Source organism: Saccharopolyspora sp. NPDC002578 (assembly GCF_053592695.1).
On sequence record NZ_JBSFWJ010000102.1, the window covers coordinates 1 to 15322 of the forward strand.

At 71.4% G+C, this 15322-nt stretch carries 12 protein-coding genes; 7 read left to right on the forward strand and 5 right to left on the reverse strand.

What is annotated here, in order from left to right:
* Positions 1-333: 333 nt before the first annotated feature.
* Both ACWD38_RS28180 and ACWD38_RS28185 read right to left on the reverse strand, forming a co-directional pair.
* Positions 334-1827, reverse strand: a complete 1494-nt coding sequence (locus ACWD38_RS28180; protein WP_450125267.1) for an acyl-CoA synthetase — start codon at positions 1825-1827, stop codon at positions 334-336.
* Between the two features lie 113 nt (positions 1828-1940).
* Entirely contained in the window at positions 1941-2807 is an 867-nt protein-coding gene (locus tag ACWD38_RS28185) for a p-hydroxycinnamoyl CoA hydratase/lyase (RefSeq protein WP_184478482.1), read from the reverse strand.
* A gap of 441 nt (positions 2808-3248) precedes the next feature.
* Here ACWD38_RS28185 and ACWD38_RS28190 point away from each other — a divergent pair, with 441 nt between their 5' ends.
* Positions 3249-5030 carry an FAD-dependent oxidoreductase gene (locus tag ACWD38_RS28190; RefSeq protein WP_221315759.1) on the forward strand — a complete coding sequence of 594 codons (1782 nt, stop codon included), beginning with the start codon at positions 3249-3251 and terminating at the stop codon, positions 5028-5030.
* A gap of 237 nt (positions 5031-5267) precedes the next feature.
* Here ACWD38_RS28190 and ACWD38_RS28195 read toward each other — a convergent pair whose 3' ends face one another.
* Together ACWD38_RS28195 and ACWD38_RS28200 are read right to left on the reverse strand one after the other, a co-directional pair.
* Complete coding sequence (locus tag ACWD38_RS28195; protein WP_184478486.1) at positions 5268-5789, reverse strand: hypothetical protein; 522 nt, start codon at positions 5787-5789, stop codon at positions 5268-5270.
* A gap of 132 nt (positions 5790-5921) precedes the next feature.
* On the reverse strand, positions 5922-7049 hold the full coding sequence (locus ACWD38_RS28200) for an NDMA-dependent alcohol dehydrogenase (protein WP_184478488.1): 1128 nt from the start codon (positions 7047-7049) through the stop codon (positions 5922-5924).
* 442 nt (positions 7050-7491) lie between these two features.
* On the opposite strand from ACWD38_RS28200, the gene ACWD38_RS28205 reads away from it, so the two are divergent.
* Positions 7492-8133 (forward strand): carbonic anhydrase, encoded by a 642-nt coding sequence (locus ACWD38_RS28205; RefSeq protein ID WP_184478490.1) that lies wholly within the window; start codon positions 7492-7494, stop codon positions 8131-8133.
* Between the two features lie 138 nt (positions 8134-8271).
* Entirely contained in the window at positions 8272-9033 is a 762-nt protein-coding gene (locus ACWD38_RS28210; protein ID WP_184478492.1) for an MBL fold metallo-hydrolase, read from the forward strand.
* 7 nt (positions 9034-9040) lie between these two features.
* Here ACWD38_RS28210 and ACWD38_RS28215 read toward each other — a convergent pair whose 3' ends face one another.
* Positions 9041-10060, reverse strand: coding sequence for a GTP-binding protein (locus tag ACWD38_RS28215; protein WP_184478494.1), 1020 nt, complete (start codon positions 10058-10060; stop codon positions 9041-9043).
* Between the two features lie 283 nt (positions 10061-10343).
* On the opposite strand from ACWD38_RS28215, the gene ACWD38_RS28220 reads away from it, so the two are divergent.
* The 4 genes from ACWD38_RS28220 to ACWD38_RS28235 all read left to right on the forward strand — a co-directional run bounded on the left by ACWD38_RS28220 (position 10344) and on the right by ACWD38_RS28235 (position 15214).
* Positions 10344-10916: a 2Fe-2S iron-sulfur cluster-binding protein gene (locus ACWD38_RS28220; RefSeq protein WP_450125268.1), complete on the forward strand. Its 573-nt coding sequence runs from the start codon at positions 10344-10346 to the stop codon at positions 10914-10916.
* On the forward strand, positions 10913-11908 hold the full coding sequence (locus tag ACWD38_RS28225) for an FAD binding domain-containing protein (RefSeq protein WP_184478498.1): 996 nt from the start codon (positions 10913-10915) through the stop codon (positions 11906-11908). Before ACWD38_RS28220 ends, ACWD38_RS28225 begins: the two co-directional genes overlap by 4 nt.
* Positions 11905-13995 carry a xanthine dehydrogenase family protein molybdopterin-binding subunit gene (locus ACWD38_RS28230; RefSeq protein ID WP_450125269.1) on the forward strand — a complete coding sequence of 697 codons (2091 nt, stop codon included), beginning with the start codon at positions 11905-11907 and terminating at the stop codon, positions 13993-13995. The genes ACWD38_RS28225 and ACWD38_RS28230 overlap by 4 nt, the downstream gene beginning before the upstream one ends.
* 424 nt (positions 13996-14419) lie before the next feature.
* Positions 14420-15214 carry an acetoin reductase gene (locus ACWD38_RS28235; protein WP_184478502.1) on the forward strand — a complete coding sequence of 265 codons (795 nt, stop codon included), beginning with the start codon at positions 14420-14422 and terminating at the stop codon, positions 15212-15214.
* Positions 15215-15322: the final 108 nt, after the last annotated feature.

The window sequence follows — 15322 nt, forward strand, 5'->3', positions numbered from 1 at the left end:
GTAACCTCAGTGGGTCTCCCGCGGGGGCATTTTTTCCCCGAGTGGCTCCGCCACGAGGGAAAAAGCTGTCCTCGCGAGAGACCGACTGAGAACCCGCCGGTGGTCGGCTTTTGGACGTGGGCTATTCGCTGCGCGAATACAGGCACGGCCTTCGGCCGCAAGGCAGGCTGGCTTCGCCGCCCAAGGCACGGCTACGCCGCGGGGCACGGCCTTCGGCCGCAAGGCACGGCTTCGCCGCTAGACACGGCTTCGCCGCTGGGCGGGGTGGCTTTGCTGTCCTGAGTGTGGGTTCGGCTTGAGGTGGCGGCTTTGTCGTCTTGGGGAGCTGGTCGGTCAGTCGCCGTGGAGGTCTCGGACTTCTGCTTTGCGGATCTTGCCGGAGCCCGTGGTGGGGAGGTGGTCGGCGAAGCGGACCGAGCGGGGGACCTTGTAGCCCGCGAGCCTGCCGCGCAGGTACTCCAGCAGGGCTGCGGGGTCGATGGTGGTGCCGGGGGCGGGTACTACGACGGCGCGGCCCACCTCGCCCCACTTGGCGTCCGGGACCCCGATCACCGCGCAGGCCGCGACGCCGGGGAAGCCGTGGACGGCGTTCTCCACCTCGGCGGGGTGCACGTTCTCGCCGCCGGAGATGAACATGTCCTTGAGGCGGTCGACGATGTAGACGTAGCCGTCCGCGTCGACCGTGGCCACGTCACCGGAGTGGAACCAGCCGTCGCGCAGCACCTCGGCCGTCTCGGCGGGCAGGCCCCAGTAGCCGGGCATCACGTTCGGGCCGCTGACCAGGACCTCACCGTGCTCGCGCGGGTCGACGTCGCGGCCGGACTCGCCGACGACGCGCACGTCGGTGAAGAACGACGGCACCCCGGCCGAGCCGATCTTGCCGGTGGCGTGCTCGCGGTCCAGCAGCAGCGCCCCGGGTGCGGTCTCGGTCATGCCGTAGCCCTGCACGAAGCTCAGCCCGCGCTCCAGGTAGCGGCGGATCGTCGCGGTCGGCACCGGGGAACCGCAGCACAGCAAGGTGCGCACTCCCGACAGGTCCGTGTCGAGCCAGCGCTCGTGCGCGGCGAGCGCGTCGTACATCGCGGGCACGCCGAACATCAACGTCACCCGCTCGCGCTCGATCGCGGCCAGCGCCGCCGCCGGGTCGAAGGACGAGTGCAGGACCACCGTGCCGCCCTTGAGCAGCGTGGGCAGGCACACCATGCCCAGCGCGGCGGCGTGGAACAGCGGAGCGGCGACCAGCGCGCACTCGTCGGCGGCCAGGTCGGTTTCGACCAGCACGTTCACGCAGTTCCAGGTGAGGTTCCCGTGCGTGAGCACCACGCCCTTGGCGCGGCCGGTGGAACCCGAGGTGTACATGATCAGGCACGGATCGTCGGTGCCCACCGGCAAGTCCACCCGTTCCGCCGGGGTGTCGGCGCCGAGTCCGATCTCGCCGTCGGCGGCCACCGCGACCGGGCGGGCGCGAGTGGTGAGCGCGGCGACCGTCGCGGCGTGCTCGGAGGTGTGGATCAGGAGGGTAGCGCCGGAATCGTCGAGCACGTGCTCGATCTCCGGTGCGGTCAGCCGGAAGTTCACCGGCACGAACACCGCCCCCGTCGAGCCGCACGCGAACAGGACTTCCAGGTACGCGGGATGGTTCGGTCCCAAGTAGGCGACCCGGTCGCCGGGGCGCACCCCCGCCGCCCGCAGGCCGTGCGCGAGGCGCCGCACCCGGACGTCGAGCTCGGCGTAGGTGGTGGACCTGCCGTCGTGGCGCAGCGCGGTCCGGTGCGGCGTCATCCTCGCCCGCCGAACGGGCCAGGAGCCGAGACCCTGGTTTCGCAACGGGTTCACCTTTCGCCGGGCGTCCGCCGGACGCGGACCGCGGTCTCCTGGGACGATCTCGCGCCGGGCCTCGGCGGGCGAGACCCGGCGCGGTGAATTTCCGCCGAGCGGCGCTACTTCTCCGGGTCGAAGGTGCTCAGGCCCGGCCGGTAGGTCTTGTCGTCCAGGAACTGGCTGAGGCCCTTCGCGCGGGCTCCGGCCTGGTCGGCGAACTGCGACTGGTCGAGCTTCGCGTACAGGTAGTCCTCGGACTGGTCCCACGGCATGTCCGCGGCCACCTTGTAGCCGACCTTCGCGGCGTGCAGCACCACCTGGTTCATCGAGGCGAGCTTCGACGCGAGCTCGCGGGTGCGTTCCCGCAAGCGTTCGGCGGGCACCGCCTCGTTCACCAGCCGCATGCGCGCGGCCTCGGTTCCGTCGAAGGTCTCGCCGGTCATGATGTGGTACAGCGCGTCGCGCTGGCTGACGGTCGCGGCGAGCGCGCGGCTGACGACGCCGCCGGGCGGAATTCCCCAGTTCACCTCGGAAAGCCCGAACTGCGCGCGTTCGTCGGCGATGGCCAGGTCGCACGCGACGAGCGGGGTGAAGGCCCCGCCGAAGCACCAGCCGTTGACCATCGCGATCGTCGGCTTGATCCAGTGCGCGAGCCGCTTCCACTGCCACTCGGCGCTGGCGCGGCGAACCCTGGTCTGCACGGCGGCGCTGCCGGTCGCGTCGACCTCGCGGAAGTACTCCTTGAGGTCCATGCCCGCGGAGAACGATTCGCCCGCCCCGGTCAGCACGAGCACGCGGCACCGGTCGTCGCCTTCGAGGTGGTCGAGCACGCGGACCATCTCGTCGTTGAGCGCCGGGTTCATCGCGTTGCGCTTGTCCGGCCGGTTCAACGTCACCCAGGCGATGCCGTCCTCGAACTCCACCTGCACCGTGTCGCCCCAGGGCTCGGGGGCTCCTCGCCGTTCGTCGTTCACCGCAGCACTCATCGGCCACCTCGCTGTGTTCATCAGGTTTCCTGATGGATTTTTTACAGCGCGACCGACCTTCGGTCAAGGTCGGCGGGCGGGTGGTGATCCGCCTCGGCGCCTCGTCGTGACGCGGCCGGGATCGCGGGATTCGATCGGGCGGTGATCAGGGTCACGATCGAAAATCGGCGAAGTGGCGCGGAGGTGTTCCGGCTTCACTTCGTGCGGAAATTGCTTTCCGGGAAGATGTCCGGATTCGGTCCACTGTGGACGAAATGCCCGCTTGGCGCCCCGGAGTCTTGATCATGGGTGGGGCGGCGGTTGTAATCCGTGCTGAACTCGGGCCGCCGCACCGGCCCGGCGAGCCCGATCAGAGGGCCCGCCGCGCGGTGGTGCGGACGGAACGCCCTGCTCGGACCGTCCGCAGCGATCCGGATCAGCGACCGTTGCGGAGGAATGCAGATGACGGTGTCCGAACCCCCATCCGGACCCCCGGTGGAGACCGATGTCCTGATCATCGGATCCGGTCCGGCCGGAGCCTCGGCCGCCCTGTTCCTGTCCACGCTCGGCGTGGACAACGTCATGGTGACCAAGTACCGCTGGACCGCGAACACACCCCGCGCGCACATCACCAACCAGCGCACCATGGAGATCTTCCGCGATGTCGGCATCGAGCAGCAGGTCCTCGCCGAGGCGACCCCGCACGAGCTGATGGGCGACACCGTGTTCTGCACCGCCATCGCCGGTGAGGAACTCGGCCGGATCCGCACCTGGGGGACCCACCCGGCGCGGCACGCCGACTACGAGCTCGCCTCGCCGTCGTGGAACTGCGACATCCCGCAGACCTACCTCGAACCCATCCTGGTCAAGAACGCCACCCAGCGCGGCACCCAGACCCGGTTCGCCACCGAATACCTGTCCCTGGAGCAGGACGCCGACGGCGTCACCGCTCGCGTGCGGGACCGGTTCACCGGGCACGAGTACGACATCCGCGCCCGGTACCTGATCGGTGCTGACGGGGCGAGGTCGCGGGTCGCGGAGGACGTCGCGCTGCCGATGCGGGGTGAGCTCGACACCGCCGGGTCGATGAACATCACCTTCAGCGCGGACCTCGCCGAGCACGTCGCGCACCGGCCCTCGGTGCTCTACTGGGTGGTGCAGCCCGGAGCGAACGTCGGCGGCATCGGCACCGCCGCGGTGCGCATGGTCCGGCCCTGGCACGAGTGGATGATCGTGTGCGGCTACGACGTGCGCGGCGAGCCGCCGGTGCTCGACGACGACGGGGCCACGGCGATCGTGCGGCGGCTGCTCGGACTGCCGGAACTCGACGTGAAGATCACCGGAACCTCGTTGTGGGGCAACAACGAGCAGTACGCCACGCGGTTGCAGTCCGGGCGGGTGTTCTGCGCCGGGGACGCGGTGCACAAGCACCCGCCGAGCAACGGCCTCGGCTCCAACACCTCCATCCAGGACTCCTACAACCTGGCGTGGAAGCTCGCCGCCGTCCTGCGCGGGCAGGCGTCGGAAGAGCTGCTGGCGACCTACACGGCGGAACGCGCGCCGGTGGCCGAGCAGATCGTGTTGCGCGCCAACCGATCCGGGCGCGAGTTCGGCCGGTTCTTCGAAGCGCTCGGCATCGCGGAACCGGGTTCGGACGCCGAGATGGTCGAGAACATGGAGCAGCGCAAAGCGGCCACCCCGGACGGCGTCGCCAAGCGCGACGCGCTGCGGTCGGCGATGGAGCTCAAGGACTACGAGTTCAACGCCCACGGCGTGGAACTGGGCCAGTTCTACGAGTCCGCCGCGATCGTCGCCGACGGCTGCGCTCGACCCGAACCGGAACGCGACCCGGAGCTGTACTACCAGCCCTCCACGATTCCCGGCTCGCGGTTGCCGCACGCGTGGGTCGGGGACAGCACCCGGAAGCTCTCCACCCACGACCTCGCGCCCGCCACCGGGTTCACGCTGCTCACCGGCATCACCGGACAGGTCTGGAAGGACGCCGCGGACAAGGTCGCCCACGAGCTCGGCGTGGAGCTGAACACCGTGGTGATCGGCCCCGGCCGTGAAATCACCGACCTGTACTTCGACTGGTCCCGGCTGCGGGAGGTCGAGGAGGACGGCGTGCTGCTTGTCCGGCCGGACAAGCACATCGGCTGGCGCTCCCGGCGATTGCCCGCGGACCCGACCTCGGCCCTGCACGAGGCGATGAGTTCGATCCTCGGATCGAGCGCCCGCGCGTAGGGGTCCGTTCAGAATGATCTTTCGGTCCTTGTCTTGTCAGCGGCGGAGCCGCTGAGCAGTGACCGGCTTGAGCAGGCCGACCACCGGCGGGTTCTCAGCGGCTTCCTCGTGAGGACAGCGATTTCGCCGGGTATGGAAATCGCAGCCATGCCAAGAAAACGGGCAGCGAGGAAGCCGCTGAGGCCGCTGAGCGACCCGCTACGCAGGTCATTCTGAAAGGACTCCTTAGCGGACGAGCTACTCGTGCATGGACTTCGCGAGTTCGTTGGCGATGCGGAGGTCGAGTCCGAGCCGTTCGCGCAGCAGGCGGACGACCTCGATCTCCGCCTTGTGCTCGACCAGCGGGCGCAGCCGGGCGTCCAGTTCCGGGTCGCGCTCGCGGATCTCCCGCACGACCTCGGCGTACCCGGTGGGGTGGTCGTCGTGCTCGACGAGCCGGTCGGTGAGCAACTTGGCCTGCAAGAGCGACACCGCGGGAATCGCCTCGCGCAGCACCGAGACCGCGCGGGCCTGGTCACCGGAGCGCATCAGCTCGCGCACCGCCTGCCGGATGTCCCACGGGACCGGGATCGCCCACAGCAGCTCGCGCTGGCGCTGCGCGCTGAAACCCTGCCGGAACCGCAGCCACTTGCTCAGCGCCACCAGCACCAGGGCGATCGCCAGCAGCACCAGCACGAGCACGAACACGACGCGCATCGGATCGGTCGGCGCGGCCTGCGGCGCGGCGATCGGCGCACCGAGCAGGAGGAAGATCGGCATGATCGCGATCATGCCCGAGCGCGTTCCGCCGCGGGAGCACGGGTACCCCGGCGCTGCGCCGGTCGCCGTCCGCGCCGCGTCCGGACGGGGGAGAGCGGTGCGCCCTCGCGCGCCCGGACGCGGCTCAGCGGATCACCAGTCGGCGTCGGTGTAGCGGACGATGCCGCGCAGGTTCTTGCCCTCCCGCATGTCCTGGTAGCCCTTGTTGATCTCGTCCAGCGAGTAGGTCCGGGTCACCAGCTCGTCGAGCTTCAACCGCCCCTGCCGGTAGAGCTCCAGCAGTCGCGGCACCTGGGTGCGCGGGCTCGCGCCGCCGAAGATCGCGCCCTGGATGCGCTTCTGCAGCAGCGTGAGCTCGAACATGCCGATCTTCGCGTCGGTGGCGGTCATGTCGGCGAGCGCGGTCACCACGACCTGCCCGCCCTTGCCGGTGATCGCCAGCGCCTCGCCGAGCTGATTGCCCTGGAGCTCGCCGACGGTGAGGATCGTGGTGTGCGCGAGGCGGCCCCAGGTGACGTCGTGCAGCGGCTCCAGCGCCTCCTCCATGGACGCGAAGGTGTGGGTGGCGCCGAACTCGACGGCCTTCTCCCGCTTGAACTCCACCGGGTCGATCGCGGCGACGAAGCGGGCGCCCGCGGCAGCGGCGCCCTGCACCGCGTTGATGCCGATGCCGCCGGCGCCGACGACGACCACGGTGTCGCCGGGACGCGTCGCGCCGACCTCCGTCGCCGAACCCCATCCCGTCGACACACCGCATCCCAGCAGGGCGGCGGTCTCCAGCGGGATGTCGTCCTCGATCTTGATGACGCTGGACTGGTTGACCGTCACGTACGGCGCGAAGGTGCCCAGCAGGCACATCGGGGCCACCGGCTTTCCGCGGTGGGTCACCCGGTGGGTGCCGTCGGAGATGGCTTGACCGGTGAGCAGCCCGGCGCCCTGGTCGCAGAGGTTCTGCATCCCGGCCGAACAGGGCCGGCAGACCCCGCACGCGGGGATGAAGCCGAGGACCGCGTGATCTCCTTCCTGCACCCCGGTGACGCCGGGGCCGACCTTCGTGACCACGCCGGCGCCCTCGTGTCCGCCGAGCACCGGGTACACCGGGACCGGCATCGCGTTGGTGCGCAGGTGCTCGTCCGAGTGGCACAGGCCCGTCGCCGCCAGTCGGAGCTGCACCTCGCCCGCGACGGGATCGCCGATCTCGATCTCGTCGACGGCCCAATCCTGACCAGGTTCGTGAAGGAGTGCGGCCTTGGTTCGCACGATTCTGTCCTCCCGCGAGGAGTGGGCGGACAGCGTGGTCCGCCGGGAAGCGATGGCGTCGTCGGCATCGGGCGGGGAGCGGAAGCGATCCCGCGTCCCGGCCACGGGGAAGTAAGTGACCTGAGTCTCATGCAGACCGTGTCATGTGTCGCGGCAAGCGGTCAAGCGGTCAGCGTTGACTCCGTTGGGTGCAGGAGCGAGCCTCGACGGGGTGCGCATTCCGCCCGTTCGGCGCATTGCCCGGGGGCGCTCGGTCGTGCTGGCTGCGGTGAACGGGGCCGTCGGTGCTGGTGCGAACGGCGGCGAACGCCGTCGCTCTCCGCGAGCGCCCGCGCCCGGAGAGTTCCGGCGCGGAGCGCCCGCCGGGCCCGCGGCCACTTACCGCGCCCCATCGTGATCGCGCGCACCGCTGAATCGGCGTGACCTGCGGTAGCTTGCGAATATGCCATTCTCCGATCCGGCCAATCCCGCCGAAGCCCTCCAGCTCCTGATCCAGGGCAACAGCCGCTTCGTGGACGGCACCCGGCTGCACCCGAACCAGGACGCCGACCACCGGACCGCGCTGGCGCCGGGGCAGACGCCGTTCGCGGTGCTGTTCGGCTGCTCCGACTCCCGGCTCGCCGCCGAGATCATCTTCGACCGCGGGCTGGGCGACCTGTTCGTGGTGCGCACCGCAGGGCACGTCGCCGGGTCCGAAGTGCTCGGCAGCATCGAGTACGGCGTCGGCGTGCTCGGCACCCCGCTCGTCGTGGTGCTCGGGCACGACTCCTGCGGGGCCGTCACCGCCGCCTCCAACGCCTACGACGACGGCAACTCGCCCACCGGCTACGTCCGCGACGTGGTCGAACGGGTGTACCCGAGCGTGCTCAGCGCCCGCGCCGCCGGTCGCACCTCGATCGACGAGATGGTCGACGAGCACATCCGCAAGACGACCGACTTCCTGGTGGAGCGCTCCGGCGTGCTGGCCGAGAAGATCTCCACGGGCGAGTGCGCGGTGGCGGGCCTGTCCTACCGCCTACACGAGGGCACCGTCCGGCTCGTGTCCGGCCACGGCGCTCTCGGCGAGCACCTGGTGACGAGCTGATCGACGCCCCTCCAGCCGGTGGTGCGCGGCGGGCCGAACTGCGGAGCTCCGGAGCTCGCCCCGCCGTGCCACCGCGCAGGTGACCTCGCTGTTCCCGCTGCTCGTCGATGCGGCATGATCGACGTGGGAGGGGATCCGATGAGCGAGAGCCGCGTCGTCCAGGCGGCCGAAGGTACGTACCTGGTCCACGGGAGCAGCACCAACTGGGTCATCCTCGTCGAAGACGATTCGGTGACGCTGATCGACGGCGGTTACCCCGACGACGCGGACGCCGTGGAGGCCTCGGTGCGCGAGGTCGGGTACCGGATGCGCGACGTGGAAGCCGTCCTGGTCACGCATGCGCACGTGGACCACATCGGGTCGCTGCCGCACCTGACGCGCAAGTACGGCATCCCCGTCCACCTGGACCGGGTCGAGGTGGCGCACGCGAAGCGCGAATACCTCCAGCAGTGCACCCCGAAGCAGATCGTCGCCAACGCGTGGCGTCCCGGAGTGCTGCCGTGGGCGGCGCACGTGCTGCGGGCCGGGGCGTTGAAGCCGTGCGCGATCCCGTCCGCCGAGCCCTTCCCCCGCGAAGGCGCGCTGGACCTGCCGGGCAGGCCGGTGCCGGTGCCCACCCACGGTCACACCTCCGGGCACAGCAGCTACCACCTGCCGGAGCGCGGGGTGCTGATCAGCGGCGACACGGTGATCACCGGGCATCCCACGTCGCGGGCCAAGGGGCCGCAGATGCTGCTGCCGATGTTCCACCACGACGGTGCTCGCGCCCTGCAGTCGCTGGACTCGCTGGAGGGCCTGCGCGCGGACGTGCTGCTGCCGGGCCACGGTCCGCTGCGCACCGGCTCGCTGAGCAAGGCACTGGGCGAGGCGAGGGAGAACGCCGCGCGCCACTTGCGGTGAGGCCGCCTCAGGCGGTGAAGCGCAGGACCGGCAGCATCGCGTACTCGTCGGCGTCCTCGGGTGCCTCGGCGGCGCAGTCCGCGAGGCGCGCGCGGAGGTCGGCCGCGTCCAGGTCGGTGCCGATCAGCACCAGCGCCGTGCGGTGCGCTTCGCCGCTCGACCACGGCGCGCGGTGGAATCGCACGTAGTTGCCCACGGTGTGGAGCAGGAACTTCTGCCGGTGCCCGGGAATTCCGAAGTGGACGGTGCCTTTCATGCGGTAGAGGCCGCTGGGCCGGTCGTCCAGGAAGCCCATCAACGCCCGCGGGTCCAGCGGCCGGTCCGAGGTGAATTCCACGCTCTGGTAGGCGGAATGCGCGTGCTCGGAGCAGTCGTGCTCGGCGAGGAGGTCCGTGAAGGACAGTTGCCGCGGGCCGGTGTCGGCGGGCCGTTCCGGGTGGTCGAACAGGAACGCCGGATCCACCTGGCCGCGCACCGCCTCCAGCACCGGGGCGCCGGGCGCTTCGGCGTCCACCGTCGCGCGCAGCGCGGCGAGCTCGTCCGCCGACACGCGGTCGACCTTGTTCAGCACCACCGCGTCGGCGTAGCGCAGGTGCGCGGCGAACTCCGGATGGCGCCGGCGGGTGGCGTCGAACTCGACGGCGTCCACCACCTCCACCAGCCCGCCGTAGCCGGTGTTCGGGTCCTCCCCGGCCAGCAGCATCCGGATCAGCTCGCGCGGATCGGCGAGACCGCTGCACTCCACGACGATCACGTCGATGCCCGCGCTCGGCTCCGCCAGCCGCGCCAGCATGGCGTCCAGGCCGCTCGCGTCGACCGCGCAGCACAGGCAGCCGTTGCCCAGCGACACCATCGAGTCGACCTGGCCGGCCACGTTCATCGCGTCGATGTTGATGCTGCCGAAGTCGTTGACGACCACGCCGATCCGGGTGCCGCCCGCGGTGGCGAGCAGGTGGTTGAGCAGCGTCGTCTTGCCCGACCCGAGGAAGCCCGCGACCAGCACCACCGGGATCTGCCTGCCTGCCACGGAATTCCTCTCAGGATGAGCTGCGCAGTGGTTGAGAACTCGCCGCCGGCGGGGCGCAGGCCGTGCTGCGCGAACCCGCCCCCGCCGAACCTACCGGGGTCGCCGCGAGCGGTCTCGGAGGGTGGGCATGGCGCACCTAGGACATTTCGACCCTGGTAGCGCCCGCGCGCCGCGCAGCACAGTGGGGACGTCCCGGCTCGTGCACGCGGCCCGGCGACCTGTTGCCCACACTCGCCGCCGGTCGAACGCGGCGGCGAGCGCACGCGAGGAGTGCGACCCGACGATGACCGGCGATCCCACCACCGACCTGGTGCTCCACGTGAACGGGCAGGCCCTGCCCATGACCGTCGACAACCGGGTGACCCTGCTCGACGCGCTGCGGGAGCACGCGGGGCTGACCGGAGCGAAGAAGGGCTGCGACCACGGGCAGTGCGGTGCCTGCACGGTGCTAGTCGACGGCAGGCGGGCCAACGGCTGCCTGCTGTTGGCGGTGGCGGCCGAAGGCCGTGCGGTCACCACCGTCGAAGGCGTCGGCGCGGCGCGGGACGACGCAGACCCGGACTTCGTCGAAGACCTGCACCCGCTGCAGCGCGCGTTCCTGGAACGTGACGGTTTCCAATGCGGCTACTGCACTCCGGGGCAGATCTGCTCGGCGATCGGCGCGCTCACCGAAGCCGACGAGGGCTGGCCGAGCCACGTCACCGCCGACGTCGCCGACGGCGTCGCGGACGCGGCGGCCCTCGACGACGCCGAGGTGCGGGAGCGGATGAGCGGCAACCTGTGCCGCTGCGGTGCCTACGCGGGCATCCGCGCAGCCGTCCTCGACGTCGCCGCACAGGTGGGGGCGCACCGATGAGGCCGTTCAGCTACGCCCGCGCCACCGACGTCGCCACCGCCTCCCTCGCCGCGCAACGACCCGGCGCGATGCTGCTCGGCGGCGGCACGAACCTCGTGGACCTGATGAAGCTCGACGTGCTGCGCCCGAGCGCGCTGGTCGACGTCACCGAGCTCGGCCTGGACCGCATCGAGCACGGGGCCGACGGCGGCGTGCGCATCGGAGCCGGGGTGCGCAACAGCGACCTGGCCGGGGACGTGGAGATCCGCCGGCGGTTCCCGCTGATCGCCGAGGCGGTGCTCGCGGGAGCCTCCGGCCAGGTGCGTTCGATGGCCACCACGGCGGGCAACCTGGTGCAGCGCACGAGGTGCCGGTACTTCCAGGACACCACCAAGCCCTGCAACAAGCGGGAACCGGGCTCGGGCTGCCCCGCGATCGTGGGCGCGCACCGCGACCTCGCGGTGATCGGCACCTCCGACTCGTGCGTGGCCTCGCACCCGTCGGACCTGGCGGTGGCGCTGTCCGCGCTGGACGCGGCGGTGCACGTGCGGCGCGCGGACGGCGCCGAGCAGCGCTACCCGCTCGACGACTTCTACCGGCTGCCCGGCACCACCCCGCAGCGGGAGACCGTGCTGGAACCGGGCGACCTGATCACCGCGGTGTCCCTGCCCGCCCCACCGGAGGGGGCGCGGATGCGGTACCGCAAGGTCCGGGACCGGGCGTCGTTCGCGTTCGCCGTGGTGTCGGTGGCCGTGTCGCTGACCTCGCGCGCCGATGGGTCGCTCATCGGGCTCAGCGCCGCTTTCGGGGGAGTGGCGCCGAAGCCGTGGCGGGCGCGGGCCGTCGAACCAGCGCTGCGGGGGCGGCGACCGGACGCGGAGCTGCTGCGCGCCGCTGGTCGCGCCGAGTTCGCCGACGCCCGGCCGCTGCCGCGCAACGAGTTCAAGATCGACCTGGCTGCCGACGTGCTCGCCGCCGTCGTCGCCGATCTCGGCGGAGGTGCCGCGCGATGACCACGGTCGAACGAGCCGCTGGCGCAGGCCTGCGCCGCAGCGAAGGGCGGGCGAAGGTCACCGGCCAGGCCACCTACTCGTCGGAGTGGCGGATGCAGGACGCCGCCTACGCCTGGCCCGTCACCGCCACCATCGCGCGCGGGCGCATCGGCGCGATGGACCTCGGCGCGGCGCTGACCGTGCCCGGAGTGCTGGCCGCAATGGAACCCGGAGCGGCGGGGCGCTTGGTGCGCGGGGCCAACCCGGAGACGTGGATCCTGCAGGACCACGAGGTGCGGTTCCGCGGCCAGATCATCGGCGCCGTCGTCGCCACCTCGGCGGAGGCGGCGCGGGAAGCGGCGTCGCTGGTGCGCGTCGACTACGAGCAGCAGCCGCACCAAGTGCTGCTGGACCCGGACCGGGAGCTGGAGACGACGCCGACGGTGAACGCCGGATACCCCTCCACCACCGACCGGGGCGACGTGGACGCGGCGTGGAACTCGGCGCCCGCCCGGATCGCCGCGACGTACTCGACGCCCGCCGAGCACACGAGCTCGCTGGAGCCCTACGCCACCATCGCGCGCTGGGACGGCGAGGAGCTGACGCTCTACAACTCCGATCAGGGGCCTGCCGTGTCGGCCCCGGAGTTCGCGGCGCTGTTCGGCCTGCCCGAGGGCGGGGTGCGGGTCGTCGCCGAGCACATCGGCGGCGGATTCGGCGCGAAGGCGTTCCCCCGCTCCGTCCCGGTGCTGGCCGGGCTCGCCGCGAAACTGGTGCGGCGGCCGGTGAAAGTGGTCGCGACCCGCAAGCAGATGTTCAGCCTCGCCGGGCACCGCACCCCGACAGTGCAGCACGTGCGGCTCGCCGCCGACACCTCGGGGGCGCTCACCGCGGTGGACCACGAGGCGATCATGCACACCTCGCGCTACGGGGAGTTCATCGAGCAGACCGCCACCGTGGCCCGGGTGATGTACCGGACGCCGAACCTGCGCACCGCGCACCGCGTGCAGCGGGTGGACCTGCCGACACCCGGCCCGATGCGGGCTCCGGGGGAGATGCCGGGCCTGTTCGCGCTCGAATCCGCGATGGACGAGCTGGCGCACGAGCTGGACGTGGACCCGATCGAGCTGCGGGTGCGCAACGAACCGGACGTGGAACCCGACTCGGGACTGCCGTTCAGCAGCCGCAACCTGGTGAGCTGCCTGCGCGACGGCGCGCGGCGCTTCGGCTGGGACGGCCGGGACCGGACACCCGGCGTGCGCCGGGAGGGGCGCTGGCTGCTCGGCACCGGAGTGGCGGCGTCCAGCTTCCCCGCGTTCGCGCTGCCCTCGTCGGCGACGGCGTTGGCCGAGCAGGACGGCACGTTCACCGTGCGGATCGCCGCGGCGGACATCGGGACCGGCGCGCGCACCGCGCTGCTGCAGCTGGCCGCCGACGAGCTCGGCGTGCCACCCGAGCGCGTGGTGGTGCAGGTGGGGCGCAGTGCGTACGGACCGGCGCCGTTCGCGGGCGGATCGGCGGGCACCGCCTCCTGGAGCTGGGCGATGATCAAGGCGATCCGATCGCTGCTCGCGGACCTCGACGAGCGCGGCGGCGTCATCCCTGACGGCGGGCTCGCGGCCACCGCGGACACCACCGAGGACATCGCAGGCAGGTCGAAGCTGTCCCGGCACGCGTTCGGCGCCCAGTTCGCCGCGGTGCGCGTGGACGCCGACAGCGGTGAGGCCCGGGTGGACCGGCTGCTGGGCGTGTTCGCCGCCGGGCGCATCGTCAACCCCCGGACCGCGCGGTCGCAGCTGCTGGGCGGCATGGTGATGGGCCTGTCGATCGCACTGCTCGAACAGGGCGAGATCGACCCGGTGCACGGCGATTTCGTCAACGACGACCTGGCGAGCTACCACGTCGCGGCGAACGCCGACGTCGGCGCGATCGAAGCGCACTGGATCGACGAGCACGACGACGAGCTGAACCCGGCCGGGGTGAAGGGGATCGGCGAGATCGGCACCACCGGAACGGCCGCCGCCATCGCCAACGCCGTCCACCACGCCACCGGCACCCGGCACCGCCACCTCCCGCTGACGCTCGACCGCCTCCGCAACACCTCCTGATCCGCGCACGGGGCTCGGCGTGCCCTCGCCGGACGCCCCGGCGCGGCGTCCGGCGACGTGACTTTCCGTGCCCGCGACCTGCTTCGGATTTTCACCCGCCCCTGCGCGAGTTCGCGAGAAAGGGGTGCACACCAGGGGAAACGGCATCACGATCGCGGAGGTGTGCGCGGGGCGGAGTCATTGCTCGCCGGGGTGGGGGTCACCGGACGAGGGGCGGTGAGGTCGCGCGGATCGTTCGTGACTCGTCGCGCCGGGTGTTCGATCTCGGCGTGGCGGAGTCGTCGAGTTCCGGGCTGCGCACGGCACTCGGGAGGTGGCCGTTTTCAGCATGTGACAACGCTGGTTGGTCGGGAGCGGGCGGCGCGGCAGCATTCGGGTCATCCGGCTCGGGTGGGCCGGGTCACAGCGAACGGGAGGGCACCTCATGGCCGCATCGGCAACGACGCCGCGGGTAGCGCTGGTCACCGGAGCAGGGCAGGGAATCGGCCGGAGCATCGCGCTGCGGCTCGCCGCCGACGGGCTGGACGTCGCGGTCAACGACATCCCGTCGAACGCGGAGGCGCTGCGGGCCGTCGCCGCCGAGATCGAGTCCGCCGGGCACCGGGCCACGACGGTGCTCGCCGACGTGTCCGACCCGGTGGCCGTGGACGAGATGGTCGAGCAGGTCGCGACGGACCTCGGCAAGCTGGACGTGATGATCGCGAACGCCGGGATCGCGCACGTCAAACCGCTGCTGGAGGTCACTCCGGACGAGTTCGACCACCTGATGTCGATCAACCTGCGCGGCGTGCACCTGTGCTACACCGCCGCCGCCAAGCGGATGATCGCCCAAGGCGGTGGCGGCAAGATCATCGGTGCGTGTTCGATCGTCGGGTACCGCCCCTTCCCGCTGCTGGGGCCGTACTCGGCGTCGAAGTGGGCGGTGCGGGGGCTCACCCAGGCGGCGGCGATGGAGTGGGCGCAGCACGGCATCACCGTCAACGCCTACTGCCCCGGCATCGTGGGCACCGCGATGTGGGACCACATCGACGAGAAGCTCGCGGAGAACGAGGGCCTGCGCAAGGGCGCGGCGATCGACAAGTACTCCGAGCTGATCCACCTCGGCCGGGTGTCGGTGCCCGAGGACGTGGCGAAGTTCGTCTCTTACCTCGCCTCGCCCGACTCCGACTACATGACCGGCCAGTCCGTGATGATCGACGGCGGCATCCAGTTCTCCTGACCCGTCGAATCCGGCCGAGTGAACGGACCGTTCGTCCAACGGGATTGGACGAACACTGCGCACACAACGCCGCATAGGAGTTAGCGGATGTTTCCGTGCAGGCGGTAA